The organism is Burkholderia vietnamiensis LMG 10929 (assembly GCF_000959445.1).
Classification (GTDB): domain Bacteria; phylum Pseudomonadota; class Gammaproteobacteria; order Burkholderiales; family Burkholderiaceae; genus Burkholderia; species Burkholderia vietnamiensis.
On sequence record NZ_CP009632.1, the window covers coordinates 610,178 to 636,079 of the forward strand.

The 25,902-nt window shown below is 61.9% G+C and carries 26 protein-coding genes; 6 read left to right on the plus strand and 20 right to left on the minus strand.

The features are described from left to right. Positions 1-84: 84 nt before the first annotated feature. The 3 genes from AK36_RS27770 to AK36_RS27780 all read left to right on the plus strand — a co-directional run bounded on the left by AK36_RS27770 (position 85) and on the right by AK36_RS27780 (position 4,278). Positions 85-1,179: an IS5 family transposase gene (locus AK36_RS27770; protein ID WP_080938796.1), complete on the plus strand. Its 1,095-nt coding sequence runs from the start codon at positions 85-87 to the stop codon at positions 1,177-1,179. A 633-nt stretch (positions 1,180-1,812) separates the two neighbouring features. Then, positions 1,813-2,763: a DNA-binding protein gene (locus AK36_RS27775; protein ID WP_045579705.1), complete on the plus strand. Its 951-nt coding sequence runs from the start codon at positions 1,813-1,815 to the stop codon at positions 2,761-2,763. Positions 2,764-2,805: 42 nt separating this feature from the next. After that, a complete protein-coding gene (locus AK36_RS27780; RefSeq protein WP_045579706.1) occupies positions 2,806-4,278 on the plus strand; it encodes a tyrosine-type recombinase/integrase in 1,473 nt (490 codons plus the stop codon). Here the strand turns inward: AK36_RS27780 and AK36_RS33775 are convergent. Next, positions 4,275-4,442: a hypothetical protein gene (locus tag AK36_RS33775; RefSeq protein WP_155624704.1), complete on the minus strand. Its 168-nt coding sequence runs from the start codon at positions 4,440-4,442 to the stop codon at positions 4,275-4,277. The two genes, AK36_RS27780 and AK36_RS33775, sit on opposite strands and share 4 nt — an antisense overlap. Before the next feature lie 211 nt (positions 4,443-4,653). Between AK36_RS33775 and AK36_RS33475 the strand changes: the two genes are divergently transcribed. Further along, positions 4,654-4,923, plus strand: coding sequence for a hypothetical protein (locus AK36_RS33475; protein ID WP_059913556.1), 270 nt, complete (start codon positions 4,654-4,656; stop codon positions 4,921-4,923). Here AK36_RS33475 and AK36_RS27790 read toward each other — a convergent pair. From AK36_RS27790 to AK36_RS27840, 11 genes are all read right to left on the minus strand, one after another. After that, the gene (locus AK36_RS27790; protein WP_045579707.1) at positions 4,903-6,009 is read right to left on the minus strand and encodes an ArsO family NAD(P)H-dependent flavin-containing monooxygenase; all 1,107 of its coding nucleotides are present in this window, start codon (positions 6,007-6,009) and stop codon (positions 4,903-4,905) included. The genes AK36_RS33475 and AK36_RS27790 overlap by 21 nt on opposite strands. Positions 6,010-6,027: 18 nt before the next feature. Further along, positions 6,028-6,438: a DUF2703 domain-containing protein gene (locus AK36_RS27795; protein WP_045579708.1), complete on the minus strand. Its 411-nt coding sequence runs from the start codon at positions 6,436-6,438 to the stop codon at positions 6,028-6,030. Between the two features lie 19 nt (positions 6,439-6,457). Then, positions 6,458-8,221: an arsenical pump-driving ATPase gene (gene arsA / locus AK36_RS27800; RefSeq protein WP_045579709.1), complete on the minus strand. Its 1,764-nt coding sequence runs from the start codon at positions 8,219-8,221 to the stop codon at positions 6,458-6,460. 14 nt (positions 8,222-8,235) lie between these two features. Next, positions 8,236-8,607, minus strand: a complete 372-nt coding sequence (arsD, locus tag AK36_RS27805) for an arsenite efflux transporter metallochaperone ArsD (RefSeq protein ID WP_045579963.1) — start codon at positions 8,605-8,607, stop codon at positions 8,236-8,238. Positions 8,608-8,775: 168 nt separating this feature from the next. Beyond that, entirely contained in the window at positions 8,776-9,513 is a 738-nt protein-coding gene (gene arsH, locus AK36_RS27810; RefSeq protein WP_045579710.1) for an arsenical resistance protein ArsH, read from the minus strand. Beyond that, the gene (gene arsC, locus AK36_RS27815) at positions 9,491-9,913 is read right to left on the minus strand and encodes an arsenate reductase (glutaredoxin) (protein ID WP_045579711.1); all 423 of its coding nucleotides are present in this window, start codon (positions 9,911-9,913) and stop codon (positions 9,491-9,493) included. The genes arsH and arsC overlap by 23 nt, the downstream gene beginning before the upstream one ends. A gap of 20 nt (positions 9,914-9,933) precedes the next feature. Next, positions 9,934-11,004 carry an ACR3 family arsenite efflux transporter gene (gene arsB, locus AK36_RS27820; RefSeq protein WP_045579712.1) on the minus strand — a complete coding sequence of 357 codons (1,071 nt, stop codon included), beginning with the start codon at positions 11,002-11,004 and terminating at the stop codon, positions 9,934-9,936. A 75-nt stretch (positions 11,005-11,079) separates the two neighbouring features. After that, positions 11,080-11,574 (minus strand): arsenate reductase ArsC, encoded by a 495-nt coding sequence (locus AK36_RS27825; protein WP_045579713.1) that lies wholly within the window; start codon positions 11,572-11,574, stop codon positions 11,080-11,082. Between the two features lie 10 nt (positions 11,575-11,584). Then, entirely contained in the window at positions 11,585-12,079 is a 495-nt protein-coding gene (locus AK36_RS27830) for an arsenate reductase ArsC (RefSeq protein ID WP_045579714.1), read from the minus strand. A gap of 136 nt (positions 12,080-12,215) precedes the next feature. Beyond that, positions 12,216-12,557 carry an ArsR/SmtB family transcription factor gene (locus AK36_RS27835; RefSeq protein ID WP_045579715.1) on the minus strand — a complete coding sequence of 114 codons (342 nt, stop codon included), beginning with the start codon at positions 12,555-12,557 and terminating at the stop codon, positions 12,216-12,218. A 199-nt stretch (positions 12,558-12,756) separates the two neighbouring features. Beyond that, positions 12,757-13,119 carry an ArsR/SmtB family transcription factor gene (locus AK36_RS27840; RefSeq protein WP_045579716.1) on the minus strand — a complete coding sequence of 121 codons (363 nt, stop codon included), beginning with the start codon at positions 13,117-13,119 and terminating at the stop codon, positions 12,757-12,759. Positions 13,120-13,329: 210 nt separating this feature from the next. On the opposite strand from AK36_RS27840, the gene AK36_RS27845 reads away from it, so the two are divergent. After that, complete coding sequence (locus tag AK36_RS27845; RefSeq protein WP_045579717.1) at positions 13,330-14,115, plus strand: substrate-binding domain-containing protein; 786 nt, start codon at positions 13,330-13,332, stop codon at positions 14,113-14,115. A gap of 168 nt (positions 14,116-14,283) precedes the next feature. On the opposite strand, the gene AK36_RS27850 is transcribed toward AK36_RS27845, so the two are convergent. The 8 genes from AK36_RS27850 to AK36_RS27880 form a co-directional block, all read right to left on the minus strand. After that, positions 14,284-16,773: an arsenate reductase (azurin) large subunit gene (locus AK36_RS27850; protein ID WP_045579718.1), complete on the minus strand. Its 2,490-nt coding sequence runs from the start codon at positions 16,771-16,773 to the stop codon at positions 14,284-14,286. 11 nt (positions 16,774-16,784) lie between these two features. Continuing rightward, positions 16,785-17,291, minus strand: coding sequence for an arsenate reductase (azurin) small subunit (locus tag AK36_RS27855; protein WP_045579719.1), 507 nt, complete (start codon positions 17,289-17,291; stop codon positions 16,785-16,787). Between the two features lie 799 nt (positions 17,292-18,090). Further along, positions 18,091-18,192: a helix-turn-helix domain-containing protein gene (locus tag AK36_RS34660; protein ID WP_327796267.1), complete on the minus strand. Its 102-nt coding sequence runs from the start codon at positions 18,190-18,192 to the stop codon at positions 18,091-18,093. Between the two features lie 118 nt (positions 18,193-18,310). Further along, the gene (locus tag AK36_RS27860) at positions 18,311-18,697 is read right to left on the minus strand and encodes a DUF302 domain-containing protein (RefSeq protein WP_045579720.1); all 387 of its coding nucleotides are present in this window, start codon (positions 18,695-18,697) and stop codon (positions 18,311-18,313) included. A gap of 68 nt (positions 18,698-18,765) precedes the next feature. After that, on the minus strand, positions 18,766-19,446 hold the full coding sequence (locus AK36_RS27865) for a c-type cytochrome (RefSeq protein ID WP_224383416.1): 681 nt from the start codon (positions 19,444-19,446) through the stop codon (positions 18,766-18,768). A 192-nt stretch (positions 19,447-19,638) separates the two neighbouring features. Further along, positions 19,639-20,169, minus strand: a complete 531-nt coding sequence (locus AK36_RS27870) for a hypothetical protein (RefSeq protein ID WP_045579965.1) — start codon at positions 20,167-20,169, stop codon at positions 19,639-19,641. A gap of 315 nt (positions 20,170-20,484) precedes the next feature. Further along, on the minus strand, positions 20,485-23,424 hold the full coding sequence (locus AK36_RS27875; protein ID WP_045579721.1) for a Tn3 family transposase: 2,940 nt from the start codon (positions 23,422-23,424) through the stop codon (positions 20,485-20,487). Between the two features lie 146 nt (positions 23,425-23,570). After that, the gene (locus AK36_RS27880) at positions 23,571-24,605 is read right to left on the minus strand and encodes an IS630 family transposase (RefSeq protein WP_045579722.1); all 1,035 of its coding nucleotides are present in this window, start codon (positions 24,603-24,605) and stop codon (positions 23,571-23,573) included. Positions 24,606-24,935: 330 nt separating this feature from the next. On the opposite strand from AK36_RS27880, the gene AK36_RS27885 reads away from it, so the two are divergent. After that, on the plus strand, positions 24,936-25,670 hold the full coding sequence (locus tag AK36_RS27885; RefSeq protein ID WP_045579723.1) for a hypothetical protein: 735 nt from the start codon (positions 24,936-24,938) through the stop codon (positions 25,668-25,670). Positions 25,671-25,902 lie beyond the last annotated feature (232 nt).

The window sequence follows — 25,902 nt, forward strand, 5'->3', positions numbered from 1 at the left end:
TGGATACGGTGTAAACGAGCCCTGAGGGCGGTGCGTTAGAGATATCGTGTTCATGATCTTGGGCAGACGAGAGCGATGCGCGGAATGGACGAGATGCAAGAACCGCTGTTCACGACGGTAAAGCTGGAAGATTTTGTTCCGGCCGATCACCCATTGAGGCCGCTTCGACTGCTGGTCAATCAAGCGCTGAAGCGACTCAATGGGCTGTTCAGCACGATCTATGCAGACAGCGGTCGAGCATCGATTGCGCCCGAGAAACTGCTGCGTGCGCTGCTGTTGCAAGTGTTTTACTCGGTGCGTAGCGAGCGCATGCTGATGGAACAAATGCGCTACAACTTGCTGTTCCGTTGGTTCGTCGGGCTGGCGATTGAAGACGCCGTCTGGGATCACTCGGTGTTCTCGAAGAACCGCGATCGTTTGCTCGAGCACGAAGTGGTCGAAGCGTTCTTTACCGAAGTCATGAGCTTGGCCGACAAGCAAGGGCTGCTGTCTAGAGAACACTTCTCGGTCGATGGCACGCTGATCCAGGCGTGGGCCAGCCACAAGAGCTTCCGACCCAAGGACGGTTCGGACGATCCACCGGCCGGCGGTGGCCGCAATGCCGACACCGACTGGAAAGGCAAGCGGCGCAGCAACGACACGCACGAATCGAGTACCGATCCGGATGCGCGTCTGTTCCGAAAGGGGCGGCAAAGCGGAGCCATCCTTTGTTATCAGGGGCACATCCTGATGGAGAACCGCTCGGGCTTGGTGGTCGGCGCAGTGGTCAGCCACGCTGACGGTTTCGGCGAACGTGTAAGTGCATTGCGCCTGCTCGACTGTGTGCCGGGTCGTCACGCCAAGACGCTCGGCGCCGACAAGGGTTACGACATGCGCGACTTTGTCCGGGATTGCCGGGCTCGCAAAGTGACGCCACACGTCGCGCGCAACGACACGCATCAAGGCGGCAGCGCGATCGACGGCCGCACTTCGCGACACGCCGGCTATGGCATCAGCCAAGTCATTCGCAAGCGCATCGAAGAGCACTTCGGCTGGGGCAAGACCGTCGGCAGGATTCGACAGACTGCGTATCGCGGCATCAAACGGGTCGACCAGCACTTCAAACTGACGATGCTGGCGAGCAACCTGACTCGAATGGCTCGAATACTGGCAGTGGTGCCACAAGGAGCGGCGCGATGAGCCGCCCAAGCGCTGCCGTTGCGCGGCAACGCGCCGGCCGACCCGCTCACCAGCGGGGCATCCGGCACGATCCGTCTGAAACTCAGCAGCCAATCGCATACGAAACCCTTTTAAACCGCGTTCCGGTCGTCAAAACGAGGCGCTTTTCAACAGCCTGCTAGCGAACGAAATCCTGTCGAATGTTCCGACGTGTATTTGATTTTTACTCGATCACGCGCACGTGGAATTTCCCGATCTCCGCGCGACGGCGTTTCTCTCCGGCCGTCACGTATTCGGACGCCGTCTGAAGCGAAGCATGCTCGGTGGGCACGCTGTAGGGCCTCCCCTTGATTTCCGTGCGCTTTACCGGGGTAAGGCGATCTAGCTGCGACAAGGCCTAGCGGTCAGCCCCCAAAATAATAACTAATCAAATCAACCACTTCCTGACTGGTCTTTCCAACGTTCCTCAACACTTTCTCGCTGCGCCGATCGGCGCTGTCATGCGTTGGCCAGTGCTTTGGGAGCTGCGTGGCCGCGATAAGAAAACTTATCCACGATAGCATCTTTAGGTCAGCGCGAAATATCGTTTTCTAGCGTTATAGTCGTATGGAATAATAGGCGGAAATTCCGCCTGTTTCCTTTCCGAAGCCCGTCATGCCTCGTCCGGCTGCCACTACCCCCGACCAGATCCGTTCAACGGTGCTTGCGATGCTGGCCGAGGCCGGCGATGCGACGCCTGCAACCGGCGCCCGCTTCCGGAAGTTGGTGTCCGTCCGCAAGCTGCGGGCGCGGCTCGGCGCCGGCGACCCCGCCACACTGTCGCGCGCACTGAACGCCATCGAGGCCGAGGTCGTGCGGTCCGGGCTCAGCGAAATCGCGATACCCGGCGTTCCGCCCGAAATCGCCGAACAGATGCACGCGCTTTGGCAGGCGGCCGTGGCCGTTCAGCTGGACGATGTCGTGCGACTCAAGCGCGAGGCACAGGAGGCGATCGACGCAGCCGACGCTGCCCGCACCGACGCCGAGATGCGGGTCGAATTGCTGCGGCAGGAAATCACGGAGTTGCGGTCGGCGCTGACGGCACGCGACGCCGAGCTGGCGGATGTGCGCGCGCAGCACGCGCTCGTACAGGAGCGCTGCGCGACACTCGACGCCGCGGCCGTCGAGTGCCAGGCCGCACTGGATGCGGCGGTGACCAAGCATGCCGAGCTCGACCGGGCCCATGTGGAAGCGCTGGCGGCCGCGCAGCACCGCTACGAAGCGCTGTCGAAGCAGTTGCTGCAGGAAACCGCGCACCAGCGCGAGGCCCTGAAAAAAGAACACGCGCAGTCCGCCTCGCAGCTCAAATTCGCCGAGCGCCGGATTGCGGCGCTCGAGGCCGAACGCGACCGGCTGGATGGTGAGCTCGCCCACGAACGCGAAGCCCGACAGCGGGCGGTTGGCGAAGCCCTCGCGCTGAAAGCCGTCAACGCGCAGCAACATGCCCAGCTCGGCGATTTGCTGCGTGACATCGCGCCGAAACCGGGTCGGGCCACCACGCACGCCGGTCTCGCAAGTGCCAAACGCACCGCCAGCGGCACGGCCGCGAAACGCAAGAGCAAGTAACGCGAGCTGCCCCTTGAATACCTTTCCGAGTGCCATTCGCCAATGAGCTTTGCGGACTGGATCGACATTGGTGCGACACCGCCTCAACGGTTGCCCGGCGAGGCGGACGCCGTCACCGCGTATCTGACCGACGCGCTCGGCCATGTCGTCTATACGCGCTGGAACCTCGCGACTGTCAAGCAACGTTATCCGTCGCTTGCAGAAGCGAAGGCCGCGAAGCCGGCGGTGATGCGACTGCTCCTCGACCAGTCGACCGCGGTCGAATACTGGGATCGCGGGCGCGCGCGGGTGGTGCCGGCTACCGAAGCACCCGCACCCAACACGATCGTGGAACGGGTACTGCGCGCGCACGCACGCCGGTTCAAGCGCGACCCGGGCGACGTCTCCATCTCGACCATTGGTGAGAGAAAACAGGAGACCCTGCTTGTTGCTGGCCTCGGGGGGAGTCTCCTGCAGTGGGTGGCGCGCGCGGGCCGCTATGCGAATCCGGGAAGCGCGACGAATACGCTCGGCGTCGGCGACGATGCGCAGGCGATCGCCCTGTTCCTGCGCGATCGCGGCAGTCGGTCGTCACATACGACGCGGGCGTATGTGACGGAGATCCGTCGCCTTGCGGCGTGGTGTATCGCGCATGAACTGGGGCCGTTCTCGGATCTGACTCGTCACGATCTGCTTGCGTACCGACACACGCTGCATCATCCCGCGCGCGACGTCAACGGCGGTGACGCGCGAAGCCTGACGGCGGCGTCGCAAGCGCGCGCGCTTGCGGTCGTCGCCAGCCTGTTCCGGTACTGGACGGAGACCGGCTATCTGACTGCGAATCCGGCCGCCGGCCTGGTGCGCGGGCAACGCCGGCATGCCGGCGTTGCCTCCAGCCGCATACTGACGGCCGCACAGCTCGCTGCTTGTGACGCGAAGGTCAACGAGGTAATGGCTGATATCGATCCCGTCGTGGCTGCACGGCGCCGGGCTATCTGGATGCTGTATCGCTATGCGGGTGTGCGCCTCGTCGAGTTGGTCTGGTCCGACGATCAGAAACTTCCCGTCGTTGAAGCGGAGTCCGACGGCCGCTGGACCCTGCACGTATTTGGTAAAGGGCAGAAAACCCGCGCCATCCCGCTGCCACAGGGCTGCGTGTCGGTGCTGCAGGCGTACCGACAGCTGCGTGGCTTGCCGGCACATCCCGAATCCGGCGAGCGCGAGGCACTGATTCATGGCCTCAAGGGCGGCTCGCTGCAAAGCTCGGGCCTGTACGATGAAGTGAAGGCGATCTTTGTGGTGGCGGCTGCGACGCTCCAGTACACCGATCCGGGTGGCGCGGCGACGCTGCGCCGTGCGTCGCCGCACTGGCTGCGCCACACCTACGCGCGTACATTAGTGGTCGACCGACAAGTGCCATTGCCTGCTGCGCAGGCTCTACTCGGGCACGCGTCGATCCAGACCACCGCCGGTTACGCAAAAACCGATTTGTCGCAGTTGCGCGCGTTCGTCGATCGCGCGTTTTCGACTGACTAGCTTTCGGTGCGCGGCACGGCCGAAATCGGCGACTTCAGCCCTTTGAGCCCGAACCGGTTCCGCTTGTCGACTGTGTCGAGATGACGATGCGTGGCCGTCGTCGCGCGCTGCTCGTCATGAATCAGCAGCACCCACTCGATCGGCGCCTTGTCCGTGTCGAGCATGATCCAAGTTTCGCCGTGTTCAGCACGGGCCGTGCACCGCTCCAGTGCCGCCTCCGCACACTGAATGACTCGAATGTCCGCGTCCGCTGGCGTTCCGTCGTGCAGATAGAGCGTCCGGTTTTGCTCCTGCTCAGTTGACTCACATCAATCGCAAGCCCGTTGAAACGCGCAGACTCGCCAGCAAAGATCAGCGACGAATCGGAGGGATTCCTTGGAAGACAACGAGCACGAATTAGCCAAGCTCTGGCGATACGCTGCACACACACGAGCACAAACGGAGGCGGTTACCACGCTGCTTCGCTCCGCTTTGCCGCTGATACAGGACTCGCCTGAGTTCTCGGCGAAGCTTCGCGAGGCCGTTGATGCGCACGTTGCAGAACTGGTTTGCCGCGGCGTCGACCAAGCGTTTATGGACGAGTATTTCGCGTGCCTGAACGCGCTGTTGCCCGTACACCTGCGGTCACTGAGTGCCCCCTCCTGACATGGAGGGCGGCGCTGAAGCTTCTTGCTCTTGAATCCGCAGATATTCGGCAATTTCGCGGGCCGTGTCACGTGCGCCGCGCATCACACCAATGAGCGTGGCCGACGCAGCGCCGCACCATTCGCCATAGCCGACCAGCCATAAGCGAGGCTCATCCCTGGCGCGGGTGCCGTCCGTCGCCACCCGCCCGTCGGCGTCCCGGATCTGCAGCGCATCGAGATGGCCGAGCGCGGGACGGAAACCGGTGCACCAGATCACGGCGTCGACGTGAGCATGCGAGCCATCGACCCACACGACTCCGTCTGCATCGAAGCGCGAGAACGGCCGTACGGCGTGCAGCACGCCTCGCGCACGCGCGTCTCGCACCGGTGCCACCATCACGACGTCGCCCAATCCGCCTACCGGAACTCCCGTCGCTTGCCCATCGCGGAGCGCTTTCCATTTGGCGGTCGCGCGTTCGAACAGGATCCGGCCATCGACGTCGTCTGGAAGAAACACCGGCTCGTGCAACGTTACCCATGTGGCGTTGCAGACCATTGATACCTCCGCCAGGATCTGCGCCCCCGAGTTGCCACCGCCGACGACCAGCACGTTTTGTCCGAGCAAATCGTCCGGATTTCGATACTGTGCCGAATGCGTCTGGCGACCGCGAAAGAGCTCGCGTCCGGGATAGTCCGGGATATAGGGGGCGCTCCAGGTGCCGGTCGCGCTCACGACCGCTTGGGCAAGCCACTCACCACGATCCGTGCTGACGAGCAAACCCTCGCGGTTGCGAGAAACGGCTTCGACATGAACGGAGCGTTGTACCGGGAGATGGTAACGATGCTCGTAGTTCACCAGATAGTCGATGACGTCGTTGCGCGACGGATAGATATCCTGCGAGGCCGGCATCTGCCAGCCCGGCAGTGAACTCCACTCCGCTGGCGAGAACAGGTGCAGGGATTCCCATGTGTGACGCCAAGCGCCGCCGGGTGCGCTTTGGTCATCCAGCACGAGGTAGTCAATCCCCGCGCGGCGCAGGAAGTATGCGGTGGCGAGCCCGGCTTGGCCGCCCCCGATCACCACGACGTCAACGTGCGTCGGCATGCGTTTCCATCCCATCTTCTAACTCGGATCCTGCTTGCTACCTTGGGCATTGAGCGTCAAGGCTGCAATCAGCCCGGCCTTCACGAGCAGCGCCTCCGGAATGACCTCGTAGCTCGCGCCTTCGACCTCCACGGTACGGCATTCGGCATCGCCGCAGACGGAACAGCAACGGCTACTGCCGACCGTGCCGTTCAACCATGCTTCCATCGACTTGCCGGCAATCCAGATACGATTGGATTCGGCGGGGGTGGCCTTGAAGGTCGCCTCGTCGATCTCGCGTGTTTCCAATACCGGCTCGATTCCGAGCGGCAACAGGATGTCTCGGAGTTGCCGGATTGCCCGGTTCACTTCCTCGCCGGTATCGGCGCAACGCGGACAGGTCTTGCCGCTGGTGACGAGTCGTTGCCACAGAATCGGAAGCGCTTTCATCGCGTTGCTCCTTCGGGCGCTACGCGTTCATCCGCGATGTGATCACCTGCTCGAGGCCTGCCTCCCCGACCGGGGCCTCGGCGAGCCACGGGATCAGTGCGGCCCGCGGCGCCAGGTCGTCCGCTACCCGGCGCACGAAGGGCACCTCGTAAGTGCCGCGCTGACACAGCATCGGATCGGTCGTGCCGCTGGCCAGCAGCGACTGGTTGATGACCCATGCGTAGGGTTCGATGCCCGCCCGCGCGAGGTCGGCGCTCAGGCGTTCCGCTTCGTGAACCGGGGTGGCTTCTGGCAGCGTGACGATCAGGATTCGCGTGTAGTCCGGATCCCGCAACCGCGGCAGCAACTGACGGACCGGCTCCGGCATGTCGCCCTGCGTACGCATCACTTCGCGGTGATAGGCCTCGGCCGCATCGAGCAGCAGAATGGTGTGGCCGGTGGGCGCCGTATCCAGGACCACAAACCCGGACTTGCCTTGATCGACCGCGCGCGCGAATGCCCGGAACACCGCGATTTCTTCCGTGCATGGCGAGCGCAGATCCTCCTCGAGCATCGCTCGACCGCCGGCATCGAGTGCGGTTCCTGCTTTCGCGAGCACGTCCTCGGTGTATTGCCGGACCTCGAGCGCCGGGTCGATGCGGGTGACCGTCAGGCCGGGCACAACGCCGTCGATGGTCGCGGCGACGTGCGCGGCCGGGTCGGTGGTCGACAACACGACCGGATGCCCTTTTCGGGCGAGTGCGACGGCGATCGCGGCGGCTACCGTGGTCTTGCCCACTCCGCCTTTGCCCATCGTCATGATCACGCCGTGGCCGACGCTCGACAGCTCGTCGACGAGGCCGCCCAAGCCGGGCGGCAAGGTCGTTGCGGGCATCCGGCAGTCCGTCGGCACCCGGACGCGCTCGGGTTGCGCCATATCGCGCAGCGCGTCCAGCCCGACCGTGCCGCGTGGCAGAAACGGAATCCGGGTCTGCGGCAAGCAGGCCAGGTCGCGCGGCATGTCGGCCAGCGCTTGCTGCGCGCGCTCCGCCATGGCCGTTGCGATTGCGTCATCGTGGCGGTTCGTAGTGAACAGGCCATTGATGGCCAGCATCTGGTTGCGAATGCCCAACTCCGCCAGTTCGTGCCGCGTGCGGTTCGCTTCGCGCAGCGCAGCGACTTCTGGCCGGCTGACCAGCACGACGGTGGTTTCCGTGGCGCTCGACAAGCGCTCGACGGTCGCCGCGTACAGCGCCTTCTGCTTTTCCAGACCGGCCAGCGGACCCAGGCAGGAGGCGCCGCCCGTCGACGACGAGATGAACTCGTTCCACGCCGACGGCAACGTCAACAGGCGCAACGTGTGCCCGGTCGGTGCCGTGTCGAAAATCACGTGGTCGAAATCGGCCGTCGCCGAAGGGTTGCCGAGCAGCTTCGAAAACTCGTCGAAGGCCGCAATCTCGACCGTGCAGGCGCCGGAAAACTGTTCCTCCATGCTGCGGATCGCTGCGGCGGGCAGGACGCCCCGGTACGGTCCGACCATGCGTTCCCGATAGGCATGCGCGGCCGCCTCCGGGTCGATGTTCAGCGCGAACAGGCCCGGGGCGCCGGGAACGGCCGTTGGCAGTTGACTCAAGCCCACGCCCAGCACTTCGTCGAGGTTGGAGGCCGGGTCGGTGCTGACGATGAGCACCTTCCGTCCGACATCGGCCATCGCCACGCCGGTGGCGCAGGACAGCGACGTCTTACCAACGCCACCTTTCCCGGTAAAGAACAGGTAGCGGGTCTGCGTGTCGGGCAGCGACATATGGGCGCTCCTCCTCAGCAGCAGCCGGAGCCCGGCGAACAGCAGCTTCCCGCCTTGACGCGCGGCTTTTCCTCGGTCGTCAGCGTAATTCCGAGTTTCTGCGCGAGTTGCGGGCGGGACGGGTACAGCCCGGTCGACACGATCTGGCCGTCGACGGTGAGGATCGGCAGGCGGTTCATGCCGCCGTCTTCCATCTCCTTGACCACCGCGGGGTTGGCCACGAACGCTTGCGGGTCCTGGCCGAGGTTGTGGCGGGCCACGACAATGCCGTGTTCTTCGACCCACTTCAGGTCCGCCGCGAACTGCGCGAGAACCGGGTCGACATCGACGCCGCAAACGCCCGTCGAGCAGCACATTGCCGGATCAAACACTTCGAGTTTTTTCATCGCATTTCCTTTCATTACAACAGCGTAACGCGTGTACTCAGGTTGAACCATGAGGCAAGGTGCCTCACCACGCGCTGAATGTTTCCCACTTTCGCTCGTGGGCCGCGTTGGTGCTCGCGAGCGTCTATGTGTGGCCCTGTTACTGCGACGAATCCCTCGCCGATCTCTTCAGATATTCGATTGATTCACCCGCCGCGCAAGCTCCTCTGCGCTTTCCTTACGTTCGCTATAGCGATCCACCAGAAAGGCACCGATGTCACGGGTCAGCAAGGTGAATTTGACCAGTTCCTCCATGACATCCACGACCCGATCGAAGTAGGCGGACGGTTTCATCCTGCCCGCGTCGTCGAATTCCAGGAATGCCTTCGCAACCGAAGACTGGTTGGGAATGGTCAGCATGCGCATCCAGCGCCCCAGCACGCGCATCTGGTTCACCGCGTTGAACGACTGCGAGCCGCCGCTCACCTGCATGACCGCGAGCGTTTTGCCTTGAGTCGGTCGAACGGCGCCGACCGACAAAGGAATCCAGTCGATCTGCGACTTCATGATCCCGGTCATCGCACCGTGTCGCTCCGGCGAGCACCACACCATGCCCTCCGACCACTGCACGAGTTCACGAAGCTCGACCACCTTCGGGTGACTCTCCGGCGCATCGTCGGGTAACGGCAAGCCGCTCGGATTGAAGACGCGCACCTCACCGCCCATGGCTGTGAGCAGGCGCGCCGCTTCTTCGATCAACAGGCGGCTGAACGAACGCTCGCGCAGCGATCCGTAGAGAAGCAGGAACCGGGGCGGATGGGTCGATGGCGCGGGCGCGCGCAATTGACTTGCTTCCGGCACGCGAAACAGCGTGGTGTCGACCTGCGGCAAATCGTTCAGGCAGTCAGACACGCTTGCCCTCCGCATCGATCACGACTTCGCCATCTTCCTTGGTGAACGGCCCTGTCTGCGGATTCGGCAACAGGTCGAGGACCGTTTCCGACGGGCGACAGAGGCGTGTGCCCAGCGGCGTGACCACGATCGGACGGTTGATCAGGATCGGGTGATCGAGCATGAAGGCGATCAGATCCGCATCGCTCCATTTCGCATTGTCGAGATCCAGTTCGTCGTACGGCGTGCCTTTGCGACGCAGCACGTCGCGCACCGGGACGCCCATCGCGGCGATCAGGTCGGCCAATTCGTCACGGCTCGGCGGCGTTTCGAGGTAATGGACGACGCGCGGCTCGACGCCCGAGTTGCGTATCATCGCCAGCGTGTTGCGCGACGTACCGCAATTCGGATTGTGATAGATCGTGATGTCAGTCATGTCTTGATTCCTGTACTTGTTCAAGCGCACTCGTACCAGTCCTTGGACTGGTTGACGATGCGCACCACCAGCAACATGACCGGCACTTCGATCAGCACGCCCACGACCGTCGCCAGCGCGGCGCCGGAGTTGAAGCCGAACAGGCTGATCGCGGCGGCGACTGCCAATTCGAAGAAGTTGGATGCGCCGATCAGCGCAGACGGGCACGCGATATTGTGTTTTTCGCCGACGGCGCGGTTGAGCCAGTAAGCGAGGGCCGAATTGAAGAACACCTGGATCAGGATCGGCACGGCGAGCAGCGCGATCACCAGTGGTTGCTTCAGGATCGCTTCACCCTGGAACGCGAACAGCAGCACCAGCGTGGCCAGCAGCGCGGTAATCGACCAGGGGCCGATCTTGGCCATCGCCGCATCGAATGCGGCTTGCCCCTTGGACAGCAGCGCCTTTCGCAGGATCTGCGCGAGAATCACCGGAATGACGATATAGAGCACGACGGACGTGACCAGTGTGGCCCACGGCACGGTAATAGCGGAGATGCCCAACAACAGGCCCACGAGCGGCGCAAAGGCAATCACCATGATGCTGTCGTTCAACGCCACCTGCGACAGGGTGAACAACGGATCTCCGCCGGTCAGCCGGCTCCAGACGAACACCATGGCCGTGCACGGCGCGGCAGCCAGCAAGATGAGGCCGGCAATGTAGCTGTCGAGCTGCTCCGCCGGCAACATCGGCGCGAACAGATGCCGGATGAACAGCCAGCCGAGAAACGCCATCGAGAACGGCTTGACCAGCCAGTTCACGACGAGCGTGACGCCGATTCCCTTGATGTGCTGACGGACCTCGTGCAACGCGCCGAAGTCGACCTTGACGAGCATCGGGATGATCATCACCCAGATCAGCAGGCCGACCGGCAGATTGACCTGCGCGTACTCCAGCCGGCCGATGCGCTGGAACACGTCGGGCAACGCCTGGCCGAGCGCAATGCCGACGACGATGCATAGCGCGACCCAGACGGTCAGATAGCGCTCAAAGAAGTTGATGGCGGGCTTCGCGACGGCTTTTCCCTGGGGTGCGACGTTTGAGGTGGTCATTGGACTGCTCGATGGAGATGGGTCGGGCCTGAAAGCACAGCAGCACGCCGGTCCGGCAAGCTGCCATGCGGCTGCTCAGTTTTGCGAGATTTCAGTCAGGGCTCGCTGAAGTTCAGCGTTGTCGAGACGATCGAGCGGCAGCGTCAGCAACTGCAGCATCCGATAGCCGATCGCCTGACGTGTCAGCTCGAACGCCAGCCGCTTGCCGTCATCCCCTCCCACGGCATTCGACGGGTCGGCATAGCCCCAGTGGACCTTGACCGGACTGCCTGGCCAGTACGGACACGTCTCCGATGCCGCGCTGTCGCACACTGTGATGACGACGCGCATTTCGGGGGCGCCGTCGCCGACGAATTCGTCCCAGCTCTTGCTGCGATAGCCGCTGACGTCGACGCCGGCGCCGGTCAGCGCTTCCAGCGCGAACGGATTGAGGCGACCACTCGGCGCGCTACCGGCGCTGTATGCGCGCACGTCCTTGTCGAGCTTCTTGGCCCAATGATTGAGCATCCCTTCCGCCAGCACGCTGCGCGCGGAGTTGTGAGTGCAGAGAATCAATACGTTCGTGGTCATAGGGGGATTTTCACTGTTGTCCAATGTCGCGCACGGCCTTCTGGAGCGCGACGTTGTCGAGTTTTGCGATCGGTACCGACAGCAGCAGATCGATGCGGCGTCTCAGTGTCAGCGCAACCTCGTGCATGGCCTGTTGCTTTCGTTCGTCGGAGCCTTCCACCTCGGCCGGGTCGGGTACGCCCCAATGCGCGGTCATAGGCTGCCCCGGCCATACCGGGCAGACTTCGCCCGCGGCCTTGTCACACACGGTAAAGACGAAATCCAGTACGGGTGCTTCGGGTTGGGCGAACTCGTCCCAGCTCTTGCTCCGATACCCATCCGCCGGCAGATGCCAGCGTTCAAGCTCGCGTAGCGCGAAGGGATTCACCTCGCCTTTCGGGTGACTGCCCGCCGAATAGGCGGCGAAGCGTCCATTGCCGAGCTTGCTCATCAATGCCTCGGCCAGGATCGATCGGGCGGAATTGCCGGTGCATACGAACAGCACGTTGTAGGGCTTGTCGCTCATGGTCGAACCTCAGCAGCAGGGGGAAGATTTCACCGGCACGCCAATCGGCTTGCCGTCGGCTGGCTCGCAAAGAGCGCCGAATAAAAGTGGATGCTGGCCGCCAGATCTTCGACGGAAAGATGAATGTGCAGACGTTTCACGACTTGTTCTCCTCTGAGACCTTGCAAGCACCCACGCGCACCGGCGTGCAGGGATTGCCTCCGCAGCAGTTTTCGGTCAGAAAGCCCAGCAGGCCGTTCATCGCCGTGTAATTTGCCGAATAGATCATGAAGCGGCCACGTTGCTCGACCGTCACGAGATTCGAATAGGTCAGCTCTTTCATGTGGAACGACAATGACGACGGTGCGATGCCCAGTCGTTCGGCGATCTGACCTGCGGGCATCCCGCCCGGACCGGCCTCCACAAGCAACCGAAAAACGGCCAGCCGGGACTCCTGAGCCAAGGCGCCTAGGGCGCGGACGACAGAATTTGTTTCCATGTTTCGATGATAATTGAAATATTGGAGAAAGCACAGCCCCGATTTTCGCCCGCGCGTCCGCCCGCTGACGAGCGCGGGGGCCACTTTTGACGACAAGGTGGATTGCCGGATGTGCCGATGCCGATCAGACTGTGTTGTCTAGGCCGCTACGGGCGCGGCCAGGTGCTGTGGGAACACTCCGCCCCCCTTGGCCGGAGCGTCATTGCCCATCCTGCTCGTGTTGGTCAGCGCACTCGGGGCAGATGGCGTGCGGCTCGAGGTCTCCACAGCGTTCCGGTTGGCCACCGCAGCACTCCTCGGTGAGATAGGCGACCAGGTCGAGCATCATGCGGTGGTTGGCGCGGTAGCGCAGAAAACGCCCTTCCTGCGTCGCGTGGATCAGCCCGGCATGAGTCATGGCCTTGAGGTGGAAGGACAAATTCGTGGGCGGAATATCGAGCGTGGCTCGGATATCGCCCGCGACCATTCCCTCTTCGCCTTTCCGGACGAGCAACCGGAACACGTCCAGTCGCACGCCAGACGAGAGAGATTCGAAGACTGTGGTCGCCGTGCTTTTGTCCATGGAACGTAATGCTAAACGAACTTTAGGTTTGCGCCGGGTCAATTCCTGATCTGGCGCGCGATGCCCCTAGTCCTGAGGCGTGCGAGACACACGTCTGTCATTTAATAGTTCAACAATTATTGAATGTTGCAAATATTACGAGTTGCAACATGGCCTCGGCCTGAACCATGCAGATCGGGGCAGTCCATACCCACTTTGGAGCAAATCTAAATGCGCCTCAAGCGTCTCGTTCTTTCAGCCGCCATCGCTCTGGTCGCCACGCAGTCGCTTTCAGCTCTGGCTGATACCGTGGATGTCCGCGGTTCCACCACGGTCAACAGCGTTCTGATCACGCCTTATGCGGCGGATATTGAACGCCTGTCGGGTCAAAAGCTGAAGGTCACTGCGAGCAACTCCGGTGAGGGCTTGACCGATCTCATCGGCTTTTCGGCCGATATCGCGATGACCTCGGCCCCGTTCAAGGACGTTGCCGAACAACTCGGCAAGACGCCCAACCTGAAAGGGTTGAAGATCGATCAGAATGAGTTCAATGTCGTGAATCTCGGTCATGCCGAGGTCCTCTTCATCGTGAACCCGTCGAACAAGGTCGCTCATCTGTCGCAGAGCCAACTCGTCGGCCTGCTGACCGGCAAGATCGCGAACTGGAAGGAGGTTGGCGGCGCCGATCAGCCGGTCATTCTCGTCTCGGAGCAGAGCACGGGCGCCATGCGGACCGAGATCAACCGCAACCTGCTCGGTGGCAAGGACTTCCCGACCGCAACCAAGGTCGTCGATCTTGCCAGCCAGATCCCCGCCGTGGTCGCAGCAACGCCGGGCGCGATCGGCTTCATGAGTTCTGCTCTTCCGGCGAGCCAGCGCGCGGACGTACGCGTGATCCCGAATGACAGCAAGATCGAACAGACGCTGTTCGTCATCACCCGTCCGCATCCGGACGCCAATGTCGAAAGCGTTATCAGTGCCATCAAGGGTGTGGCATCGAAGGCGCTGACGCACTAAGCATCAAGCGTGTCCGACGTATGCCGCCCCGTGAGCGGACACTTGGGCGGCATGTCGGACACCAGCCTGGCCGATTGGCAGCAGCCGGCGCGCTGCATCATGGCGGCAATCGCCGGACGGGGCCCAATCGGGGGCTACCGTGTCGTGCTTACCACGCGCCGTCTTGTTTCAGGTCACGTCGATTCGTCGGCTCTTGAAGCTCACGGTCTCCTTGAAGTCCTGCACGTCACCCACCCGGCGCAGGTTGGCCCACGTCCCCTTGTAGTACGGCACGACGTTGCGGTCGGTCCAAGGGGTCGTCACGTTGCCCATGATGCCGTTGAAATGCCCGAACTGCATGAAGGTCTGGCCGCGTTTGATCGACGGCTCGAGGTAGGCCATCGCGTAGGTCGAACCATAGTCGTTGAAGACCTCGACGACATCGCCGGACGTGATGCCGAGCGAGTGCGCGTCGTCCGGGTTGAGCTCGAGAAAAGCCATCGGTACGCGTTCGCGCACGAACTCGTTGTACTGGTCGTGGTAAAGCGTCTGCCAGACTTCGTTGACGCGGCCGTTGTTGATCCAGAACCGGTACTTCGCCTTCTGATCGGCAACCGGCTTCGGCAAGCCGGTCCATTTGGCCGGCTTGAACTGGGCCTTGCCGTCAGCCGTGTCGAATTTGCCGTCCGTGTAGAGCATTTCGGTGCCGATCAGCTTGCCGCCTTCGTACGCCTTGGCCGGCAATTGCACGCCGTTGTTGCCCATCGCGCGAAGCCGCGCGTAGGTGACCAGGTTGCCCGTCTTGCCGCCCTGACTGTCGATCGGCGCAACGCCCGCTTGCCCAGCCTGCCGGAAGCCGTCGTTGAACGCGTCTTCCTCGGTTTTCCAGTCGAAGCCGCCGAAGCGCACAGCCATATCGTGCTTGCCCTCGGCCTCGTACATTTGCTTGAGCGTGTTCGCGATCGCCGCCGCAATCAGGCAATCCGGCATCGCAGATCCGGGCGGATCCATGAAGCGCTCCGAGAGACGCATGCGCCGCTCGCCGTTCATTGAGGTGAGGTTCATTTCGCCCGGATGTGCCGCCGGCAGCATCAGGTGGGCGGCTTCGGCAAGCTTGGTCGGATAGAGATTGATGTTGGTGACGAACAGCCCGCCCTTGTTCTTCACCGCGTCATACGCGACATCGACGAGCTGCGCGGTCGATGCGCCGCGCTCGCGCGCCATCGCTTCCCGCACGATGCCGGCGCGATGCAGGATGACTGCACGGTGCTCCTCTGCGTTCAAGGTCGTCTGGAACGGATTCGCTCCCCACGCGGTGTACATCATCCCTTTGCCGTGAATGATCTCCTGATCGACATAGATCTTGGTGTTCCCGGGATAGGGTGGGCGTGTATAGCCTTCCTGATGCCCGCCCATTCGCACGACCCCGGTACCGCGCCGGCCCACGTTATGCGTTGCCAGCACGACGTCGACCAGCGCGGACTGGATCAGGTAATTGTCGTTGCCCCAGATGATGCCTTTCTCGTACGCGTGCATGGCCCGCGGCCGATGCCCAGACGCCTTCGGCTTATAGGCCCAGTCGGCCGCCTGCTTCAGCCGCTCGACCGGCACGCCGGTGATGCGGCTGGTCTCGTCCAGCGACAGGCGATTGATCCGCACTGCATCGTCGAACCCGTTCGTGTACGTCGCGATGAAAGTCTTGTCGTGCCAACCCTGATCGACCACGTAGGTCAGCAGGCCGTCGAACAGTGCGATATCGGTGCCGGGCTCGATGTCCAGATGCAGGACGTTCTGCTTGCCGGCGATGTGCTCGGCGATCGCGACCGTGGTGGTGCGGCGAGGGTCGACGAAGATGATCTTGGCCGCCTCGATGCTCTCGCCGGGGAAATGCTGCTTGCGCTTGTCGATCGTCTGCCCTTGCAGGTTAGGCATCCAGTGAGCGAGGAAATAGTTGGTCTGCGTTTCGTACGAATTGCAGCCGATCGCCATGATGACGTCGGCCAGCTCGGCGTCCTCGTAGCTGTTGTTCAGTTCGCCGATGCCCATTTCCCGCGTGGCATGGCACTCGGAGTTGTAGGCCGGCCGGTTGTGGATGCGCACGAGCGGCGTCTTGAGCGCGGTGAACATCAGCTTGCCCGTGCCCCACGTATTCTCGAATCCGCCGCCGGCGCCGCCGTGATCGAAGCAGTCGAATGCCAGTCCTGACGGACCGTCGCGATCGAGGATCTTTTGGGTGAGGCCGGCATACAGCGCCAGCGCGTCGTCCCAGCTCGTGTCCATCCACTGATCGGCCAGATACACGCGGGGGCTGCGCAGGCGCTCCTTGGCGACACCGCCATCCGGGCTGTACATCACTTTCGCGAGCTGCCCGCCGCGCGTCGACGACAAGCCGCGATTGACGCTGCATGCCTTGTCCGGCACGACCATGATGTTGTACCGGCGACCATCCTTGTCGGTGATCGTGTTCTGCATGGCCGGCGTCATCACGATGGACAACGGCGGCAACTGCGTGCGGAAGTCCAGCCCGAGTGCGTTCTGATTCGGTGCGCGCCCGCCTTCGGTGTTTTCCGGCCATTTGAACACGTGGTATCCGCATCCGACGATGCAGAAATGGCAGGTCAGATTGGTGCGCTGAGCTTGAACGGGCGGGAGCGCCACCCGATCCTTGTTGGTAGCCATGATCGTCCTCTCTACAGGAGATTGGCTTGGCGGCCGTAGATCAACCCATCCACTGCGATCGCTCGCACCGTGCCGTCGCTTGCGTTGTAGTCGAGCACGATCGCGGGAAGTTTCTCGGTGGCCTGCCCCGAAATCATCTGGCCAGCCTTTTCGGCATCGAAGGTGCTGAAGTGGCATGGGCACTTGAATTCGCGCGTGGCCGCGTCATACGAAACCGGGCAGCCCATGTGCGTGCAAAGCACACTGAACGCGACGATATCTCGCTGAGGGCCGACGCCGCCGGGCACGGGTGTGCCCATCTTGACGACGGCGCACGGCGAAGAGGCATCCGGGAAGGTGAACGCGAGCGGGACGTTCTCTCGCAGTTGCCCGGCGCGGGCAATGACCTTGGGGACATAGGGCAACGTCGTTCGCCCCGCATCCGCCTGGGCGGCCCGCGCCGACGGCGCGCCGGCAACGGTTGCCGCGGTGGCGGCTCCGCCCGTGAGTTTGAGGAATTGTCTGCGGTTGAGACTCATGGTCGCCTCCGTTGCGACAGGGGGACAAGCTGATCGTCTGAATGTGCGTACGAAATGGACTTCGCTCGAAGTTGTGGCGACCGCAACCATTCCGATGCGGTGCAGTGCACAAATTTCTATATTTCTTGAAGTGTTGTTTCGGGTGTAGGGCATACCTTGAGGAATTTCAAGATGCCCGGATAGCCGGACACAACGATGCCGGGTATACAGGTAGATCGCGCGACCGGACATGTGCCTTGCTGGGCACTCAGCGCGGTCGCACATGAGACTGCGCTATGCATCCCTTCCCGCCCAGAATGCTGACGTTACCTCGGCGCTGCCGCGAACAGAACATTTGAATTTTTATACTGTTATGTTGAATTCCGAAGGCTCGACACAAGACCTGCCCCCACGGGGGATGGATAGCTCGGTCACTTGTCTCACTCATCCCGTTGTCTGTGACGACTCAGGCCTTCTATTCTCCGCATATGGGCAAGGCTGGGGATACGCCGCAGTCAAACTCCCAGCAGCCGTCATCCGCGACAGGTTCGGTGTTACCACAACGACCCCTGATTGGCTGCTTGCCACATTCGAACTCCACAAGGTACAAATCGCGCTTGCGATAAGTCGACGCGAGTTGCCCAGCCACGGCGAGCGCATCAAGCTCGACGCATCAGATTTCTAAAGCGATGGCCGTCGGGATCTAGCAGGTGGATCAATTGGTCATCTTGAGGGTGCCGACGAAACTGGCATTCTGGACGATATCCCATCTGTTTTATGATCGTAATGATTTCGTCGCTCAAACGCGATGTGGCACGGTTCACCTCAACGAGCGAAGGTACTGGTGCAGCGTTTCGCGGCTGATCCCGTAATCGCGCGCGATCTGCGCCTTGCGTTCACCGGCGCCGCGAACCGGATGCATTTCCCCACTTCGGGCTGAGTCTGATGCGGCTCGGCATCTGGACGGCGAAGGCCTCCGCGGCAGCGCCAGGGTATGTCGTGTCCGCGACCGCGGCTACCACGGTGGCTCCTTCTGAAAATTAGAGACCTTCGATCACCCTGCGTAACTTTGCCTGTACGCGCGCGGCCGCGTCCTTGAGGCGAGGATTGTCGATCGCCTGCATAGAGGCGACGGGGTCGATGGCAGCGACTTCCGTTCGCCCACCACCCATATCCTGGACCACGACGTTGCAGGGCAGCATCGTCCCGACCTTGTCCTCGATCTGGAGCGCCACGTGAGCCAGGACCGGGTTGCACGCACCAAGGATGCGGTACCTGCGAAAATCGACGTTGACCTTCCTCTTCAAGGTGTCCTGGATATCGATTTCAGTGACGATGCCGAAGCCTTCGGCCTTCAGTACCTCAGTCGTACGGCGAACTGCGTCGTCGAAGTCAATCGGCAGCGTCTTGGCGAAATAATAATTCACTGAATATCTCCTGGTTGGTCCAGATGAAGCATCGAATATCGGACCCTATCGCCACGGCCCAAGGCGAGTCATCTCGGAAGGTTGGATAGAAACTCGGCGATCGCCTTTTTATCGCTATCGCTCAGGGCTGCGGCGATCCCGCCCATCATCATGGCCTGACGCTCGCCGCTCGCGAAGCGGTTTAGCTGATCGATGATATAGGCCGAATGCTGTCCGTTCAGGCTTGGGACATTAGCCATCATCGGCATCATTCCCATCATGGGCATGCCTGCTTGCGAGGTCGAGCCGTGGCACATGGCACACGCGGGTACCCTCCCGGAACGCGCACCATAAAGAAAGATTCGCTCACCATCGGCCTTTAAGCGAGGGTCTTTGACCGGATCTGGATGCACCGACTGTTGACTAAAGAAGCTTGCGGCGTCGGCGATGTCAGCGTTGGAGAGCGTCGCGGCGATGCCCGACATGACCTCCGAGCGGCGATATCCGTCCTTGAACGCCCTAAGTTGCGAATACAGGTAGGCGGCTTTTTGGCCCGCCAGTTTTGGGTATTGTGCGTTCGTGCTATTGCCGTCGGCGCCATGGCAGGCCGCGCACTTGCTTGCTGCAAGACGCGCCCCGCGGTCCGCATCGTCAATTGCAGGACCAGAAGACTGGAAGTTCGGCTGCCCGGGAGGTCCGGGCGGGATTTGACCGAGTGCGAACGGCGCGCCAAATCCGGCAAATAGAATTGGCGCGCTTAGCCTGAACATAGACCCCCGCTTCATACACTGCCTTCGCCGCCTTGTCTTCGATCTGGCAATCCGTTTTGAGGGTAAGAGTACGACGGCATTGACGATTGATTCAGATCAGCGTTTCGGTCGATCGACGGCTTACCGGTGCGGCAGGCGCAGCCCCTTGAACTCCACCAAGAGGTTCGATCGCGTTCTCGGCGGGGGCCGCATTTATTTCGACGGAGCTGGCGGCCCCATCCAGTACTGCTGGTTCCACATCATATTGTTCATCATCTGCTGCTGCATGTTCAGATACTGGTCGGACATGTACTGGCGTCGCCGAAGCTGCTCGGGCGTCAGGTTGGAGTAGTAGCCGCCCATATGCCCCCAACCGCCTCCGCAACAGCCGGGGCCCGCTCCGCCCATCATCCCTGGCCCGCCCATCATTCCAGGACCGCCCATCATGCCCGGCCCCCATAGTCCGTGCATCGCGTTCATGGCGCTTTGCATTGTCGCCCAGTGCTGCTGCAAAAGCCGCTGCCGCTCTTGCGGATCCTGCGTCTGGCGGATCTGGTCCATCTGAGCCTGCATCGCTTTCATCTGCTCCTGGACTTGGGCCAGTTGCTTGTCGAATTCAGCGGTGTTTGGCACCTGAGCCGGGGTGGCTTTTTTCGTCTGCGTGCCTTGTGCCGCTGCGCTTGCTGGCAGCAACTGGCCGCTGAGAGCAAGGCCGGCGATGACGGCAACAACGAGTTTTTTCATGACGGATCTCCTGAGGTCGATCAATGGTCCGGCCGACTTGATAGTCCTAGGCCCAATTTGGTAATAATCGTCGCCTTCGCGTTACCCGGGTTGATATGGATCAGCGCGCGCTAATGCGGGCCGGCTGGCTGTAAGCCGTGCCGGGAGAGCGGTTGCCGTCACGGTTCTTTGCAGACCAGCTTGCCCAGGGGAGGATCGCTCCTTGGTTAGAGAGGCCCGCAAGCGGCGCGTGTCCGGGCTCAATTGGCTGGGCCGTCATGTCGCATGGGCCTTAACGGACGAAAAGTCCGTCTCATGAGCGCACTCCGATCCGCCTTATCCACGCGCCTGATGCGATCCGCGGACTGGCTCGCTGATCGCGACGCTCGGCATTAGGCGATCGGCGAAATCCGCCACCGGGAAGTCGAATGTGCCGCGCAGATTGATACCCTCCAGAAACGTGGGCGCGATGCGCCGCAGGTATTCCGGTCGGACCGGCAATTGTCCAAGCGTCTCGATGCGGTCGACCGCCTGTTGCATGTGCATCGTGTTCCACGCCAGCACGACGTTGGTCAACAGGCTCAGGGCCGATGAGACGGCCATGATCGAATGACGGTGCCGCGTGAGCTCGGCTGGGATCTTGCCCTGGTGGATCGCGCGCTGCACCGTATGTATCGCTTCACCGCGATTGAGCACGTGCTGCAGTTCGGTGCGGAACGCGGGCATCGTGAAATAGTCGATCAGGAAAATCGTTCGGAACAGTCTGCCCAGTGCGACGCCGCCGTCGTATAGCGGCTGGCCGCGTGCGGCTGAACCGAAACGCGTCAGCGCCTGCACGGCTGTGCAGTGACCGCTTTGCACCGACGCGACAACGCGCACGAAGTCGTCCCAGATTCCGCCGATTTCTTCGAGCCGCACGTCGCAGTCGACGACGGCCGACAACCCATCCGGCACGGCAAAGCCAACCGGCACATGCAGGCGCCGATCACGCAGATGCGCGAGCCGCGGACAGAGATCGAAGCCGAGCGCGCGGGCCAGCCCCATTGCGAAGTCCGTATAGCCGTGCGTGTCGACGGCGAGCTGCGCCACATCATCAGTCCCCTCCTGACGGATCACGCCTTCAATCGCGGCACCTGCCTGACGCTCGTTGAGAATGATCGGCTGGTCGTAAAAGATCCCCCAGCGGTCGCGCACATGCGTGTAGATGCCGATCGATGCGGTACGCCGGCGTGGATCGGCGCGCGCCTGCCACACGGTGCGGGTGGTTTCCAGCGACATCATGTCGGACGAAGCGAGATCGGCTCGCCCCCAGTGTTCGCCAATCGGATGGCGGTGCATGAACTCGAGCACCGCGTCGGCGGCTTGCCGCAACACACGTTTGTCGGCCACACGGTGCATCATCTGCCGGATCGCTCCGGCCGAAAGCTCCGGCACCATGCGGGCGACTTCCGCGGCGGACATCGACGTGCCGTGGGCGAGCACGGCGGCGTAGACCATCAGCAGCTCGATGCGGGAGCGAGGTTCACGGCCCAGCAGTAGCCAGCTGAATCGGGTCTCGCTGTCGATTTCCAGAATGATGCGCGGTAACTGCCCATCGGGATGCGTCCCAAAGATCGCGCGCCGCAACGCCTCTATGGCCGGCTCCGCTCGCTGTGCCGACGCTGCGTCGAGATGGATCGCCCTGTCGACACGAACCTCGCCGTGCACGGACGCCTGCTGCAGCCGTTCGAGTCCTTCGTTCAGATGCTCGCAGACCGGGGCGAGGAATTCCTCGGGGTCCTGCGGCAGCTTCAGGTGGCCGTAGTAGTGATTGCGCTGGGCTTGCCAGATCGCATCGGGAATCAGCAGCGTCGCCTGGCTGCGAAACGCGAAGCTGTGCCCGACGAATACCGATCCGTTGCGCAGCGCGACCCGCAGGGCCGACAGGGTGGCCCACTCGAAGGCCAGCAAGGCGTTCGCACGGTCGTCGCCCTCCACGACGGCTTGCCAAGCCCGCCCGAGTTGGACCGGGACGTCGGAAGGCAATTTCCGCACGTGGCAGACGTACAGCGTTCTCAGCACCTCCAACGCGCCTATGACTGGGTGCGGGGCCAGTGACTCGAATGGCAGCGTGAGCAGTTTCGCCAGCATCGCCCGGGCGACGCGCTGCTTCGTCAGCAGCTGCGCTCGCACAAGGCTCGCCCGGCTTGGTCCGCCTTGCGCAAGCGTCGTGTCGGCCAGTTGCGCAAGGCGCTCGAGGGCCTTGTCGTGTGGCAGGCTGCTGTCGATAGCGATCGCCTTCACCTCGGTGGCGAAATGGCGCAATTGCGCTTTCAAGTCCGACCGCGTGATGTCGACCTTGGCGCGCGCCTCATTGACGATCTTGCGCTGCCAGCGGCTCAGCATCCATAGCAGTTGGTCGGTTGCGACGCACAATGCATAGCGCATGAAACACGCGGCCTCCAGCCGGCGAGCCGGTTGCTGTATGCGCTTGCTGACCGACGGCGGACGATTGGCACACCGTCTCGCATAGTGGCGTATCACCGCCTCGTTGCATTCGGCCGGCCAGCGATCATGGACGCCCAGTTTGGTCAGGCGCTCGATCTTGCGAAACAGATCCCCCATCTGGTTCGTCGAATTCCGTAATAGTACGGACCACAGCCACTGCTGGAGGCTGGCGCCGCTTGCCTCGGGCCGCGGTAGCAGCGCGCCCCAGTGATCAAGCGTCGCGGCGCCGAACGACGCCTCGAGACGGTGCGTGAGCGCGACCTCGACATCCTGCACCGCCTGCACGATGAGCTGCCGAAGTGCGCGGTCCTGAACGATCAGAATCCGGTGTTCGTAGAACCACTGCTTGAGGTCGTACAGCGCCGTATTACGATCCTGTCGACCCGATAACCGCTCCTTGAGCCAGCGCACCACGTAACGCCGTTGGTGCTCGGCCATCGGCCGAAACCCAAGCGCCTCGTAGGCGAGCTTCTGATGGTCGGCGAGCGTATCGGTCCGGTCGTCGTACAGCGCGCGCAGAGTACCAAGGTCGGGGGGCTCGCTGCCGAGTTGCTCGCCCAGGTGGTGCCAAAGACGTTTGGGCACTTGCTTGTAGGCGTCGAGCGTGCGCCCGGTCATGCGTATGAAACCAAGGTGGAGACCGACGGCCAGGCGGTACAGGTGTGAGCGACGGCCGTCAATCACTGCACGCTCGCGAGCCGAGAACGTGAAGAAGGTATTGAGTTCGAACTCGGTCAGCTCATGCGGAACGTGTCGCAGGCCAAGGTACGGCAGTCGCCAGTGGTCCATCGGTCGCACCCCCGCGCGAAAATGGACTATGCAGCGTATCGAGAAATTTGTCGGCGAGCAATCGCGAGCCGAATATGACACTTTTGTCGCGCGTCATGCTTGTTAGTTTCACGACAACCGACTTACTAAGATTTCCGAAAGAAATGTCACGTAGAGGCGTATTGGCATCCGGGCCGGCGAAAGAAGGACTTCACCAGTGCCGGCAACTTCTGGATACGGCGCAGAGCACCGATGGCCAGTCGCTTCATTTCGTCTTTGGACTGCACGAGGCGTTTGGAGACGCTGCGCTTCACGTGTGCCCAAACTTGCTCGTCGGGGTTCAGGTGCGGCGAGTAAGGCGGCAGATAGAACAGCTTCAGGCGTCCCTTCTGCGCCTTCACGTAATCCTGGACCAGTCTGGCCTTGTGAACCGGATGGCCGTCGAGTACGAGGAACACAGGCTCGCGTGCGCCGAGCATCAGGCGACTGAGAAACTCCCGGAAGTCGGCGGCGGTGACGGCACCGTCATGCACCATGAAGCGGAACTCGCCCTGAGGACTGACCGCCGAAATCATGTTCAGCGAGAAACGCTTGCCCGTCACTTCCACCACCGGCGTGCAGCCCTGCGGTGCCCATGTCGTACCCGTGTGGTAATCCGAACGAATGCCCGACTCATCGGCAAAGTAGATGGTCGCTCCAACTGCCCGTGCCTCGGCTCGGATCGCCGGGTAGGTTTCGAACTCCCACTGCCGAACCAGCGTCGCGTCCTGTTGCCACGCCTGATACAGCGGCTTCTGCGCCGTGAAGCCCAACAGCTTCATGATGCGACTCACCCCGGAAAGCGCCAGTTTTTTGCCGAACTGCCGCTCAATCAGCGCGGCAATCAGCGACAGCGTCCACAGCCCGAATTCGAACTTGAACTGCAACGGAGTGTGGTCCCGCACGGCTTGTGCCAGCCAGCGCATCTCTTCGGCACTGACCTTGGGCGGTCGGCCTGGTATCGGCTTGGCCAGCAAGGCGTTCTGTCCGCCGTTAGCGAAGTCGGCCAGCCAACGATACACGCTGCGTTCGTTCACCCCGTAGGCCGCAGCCACACTCGCCACGTCCTGTCCTTCACGTATGGCTTTCACCGCTTGCTGGCGCATCGCCTGCAACGTCGCGTGGTCCAGTTTCCGGCCGTCCGATGTGCGTTTCGATTTCATACCTGTATTGTCTCATGAGCATGACAATACTTTCGAAAAGGTTAGTATGTATGTCCCTAACGAATTCAGCCTGCAGACGGGCGTCTCCGGTGCTATTGCAACTGAGGGAGGAGAAAATATTTAAAAAATTTGTTGACATTAGCGGTGATTGCCGTCGAGTATGAGGCGCGGCACTCAAAAATACATCCAAAATGGGATGAGACTATGGGGCGATTTACGATCACTAAGATAGGTTGCCTTCTTGTATTTGTAATTTCGGCAGCCGCTAACGCAACGTGCACAGTCCCCAACGTATTAACGAATGGCCAAGTTGCGGACGCGACACAGGTCATGGGGAATTTCAATGCATTGGTAACCTGCACCACAGACGCCTCCAACCTCACTTCCGGCGATCTTGCTGCCGGGCGGATGACGACAAATTTGTCGGGCGCGCTGGACAGCGCATTCGGCTCGACACAGGGCTCCATTCTCTATCGCGGATCATCTGGGTGGGCGGCGCTTGGGCCCGGCATTGGCGGCTACGTGCTGAGTACCAACGGTGGCGGCGCGAACCCGAGTTGGGTTCCACAGGCCGGCAGCGGTGACTTCACGCTCGTCGCCTCTGTAAACTTGGGCACCGTCAATCACTTCGCTATCACCGGTCTGGACACCCTGAATTTTGACTACCGTCTCGCGATTCGATTAGGTCCGCGTGCGAGCGGCGGCGTTGCGACTGACTATATCAAGATGCAGTTCGGCGACACGACGCTTCCCACCCCAACATGGTTCACGACTGGCGGGTACATAAATGCCAGTGGTGCCGCCGCCGGTGCGCTAACAAGCTCTGGAGGTGTTACCAATATTGCACAGGTGCAGAATACCAGCACGGTTTACATGGGGGTGACGCTGGATTTTCAATTTTCGTCGGATGGACTTGTGGCGAGCGCCTTGGGTCACAGCTATTTCTTTGAAAACATTTTTCAGATGGACCAAGGCCCGAATCCCTCCGTTATCGGCGCTATCAATATCACCATACCAAACCAATCTTGGCCTGTGAGTTATTCGTTATGGCGGATCAGGCGCTAGTAGGCTACTGCAGCCCTCCAGGAGCCACAAGCGGTCGAACGCATATGAAGCCTTATGTGCCGCTCGGGCGACCTGTGTAAGAAAAGGCCGCTCCCGACAGTAGCTTCCGAGAACTCCAGAAGGCGATATTTCAGGTTTGTCACCCGTGGCGCAGATTGATAGGTTGTCCAACTTGATGGCATTTCGGTAGAGGGGCGCATGTTCGTCGGAAATGGACCGCGTGGCATTTATT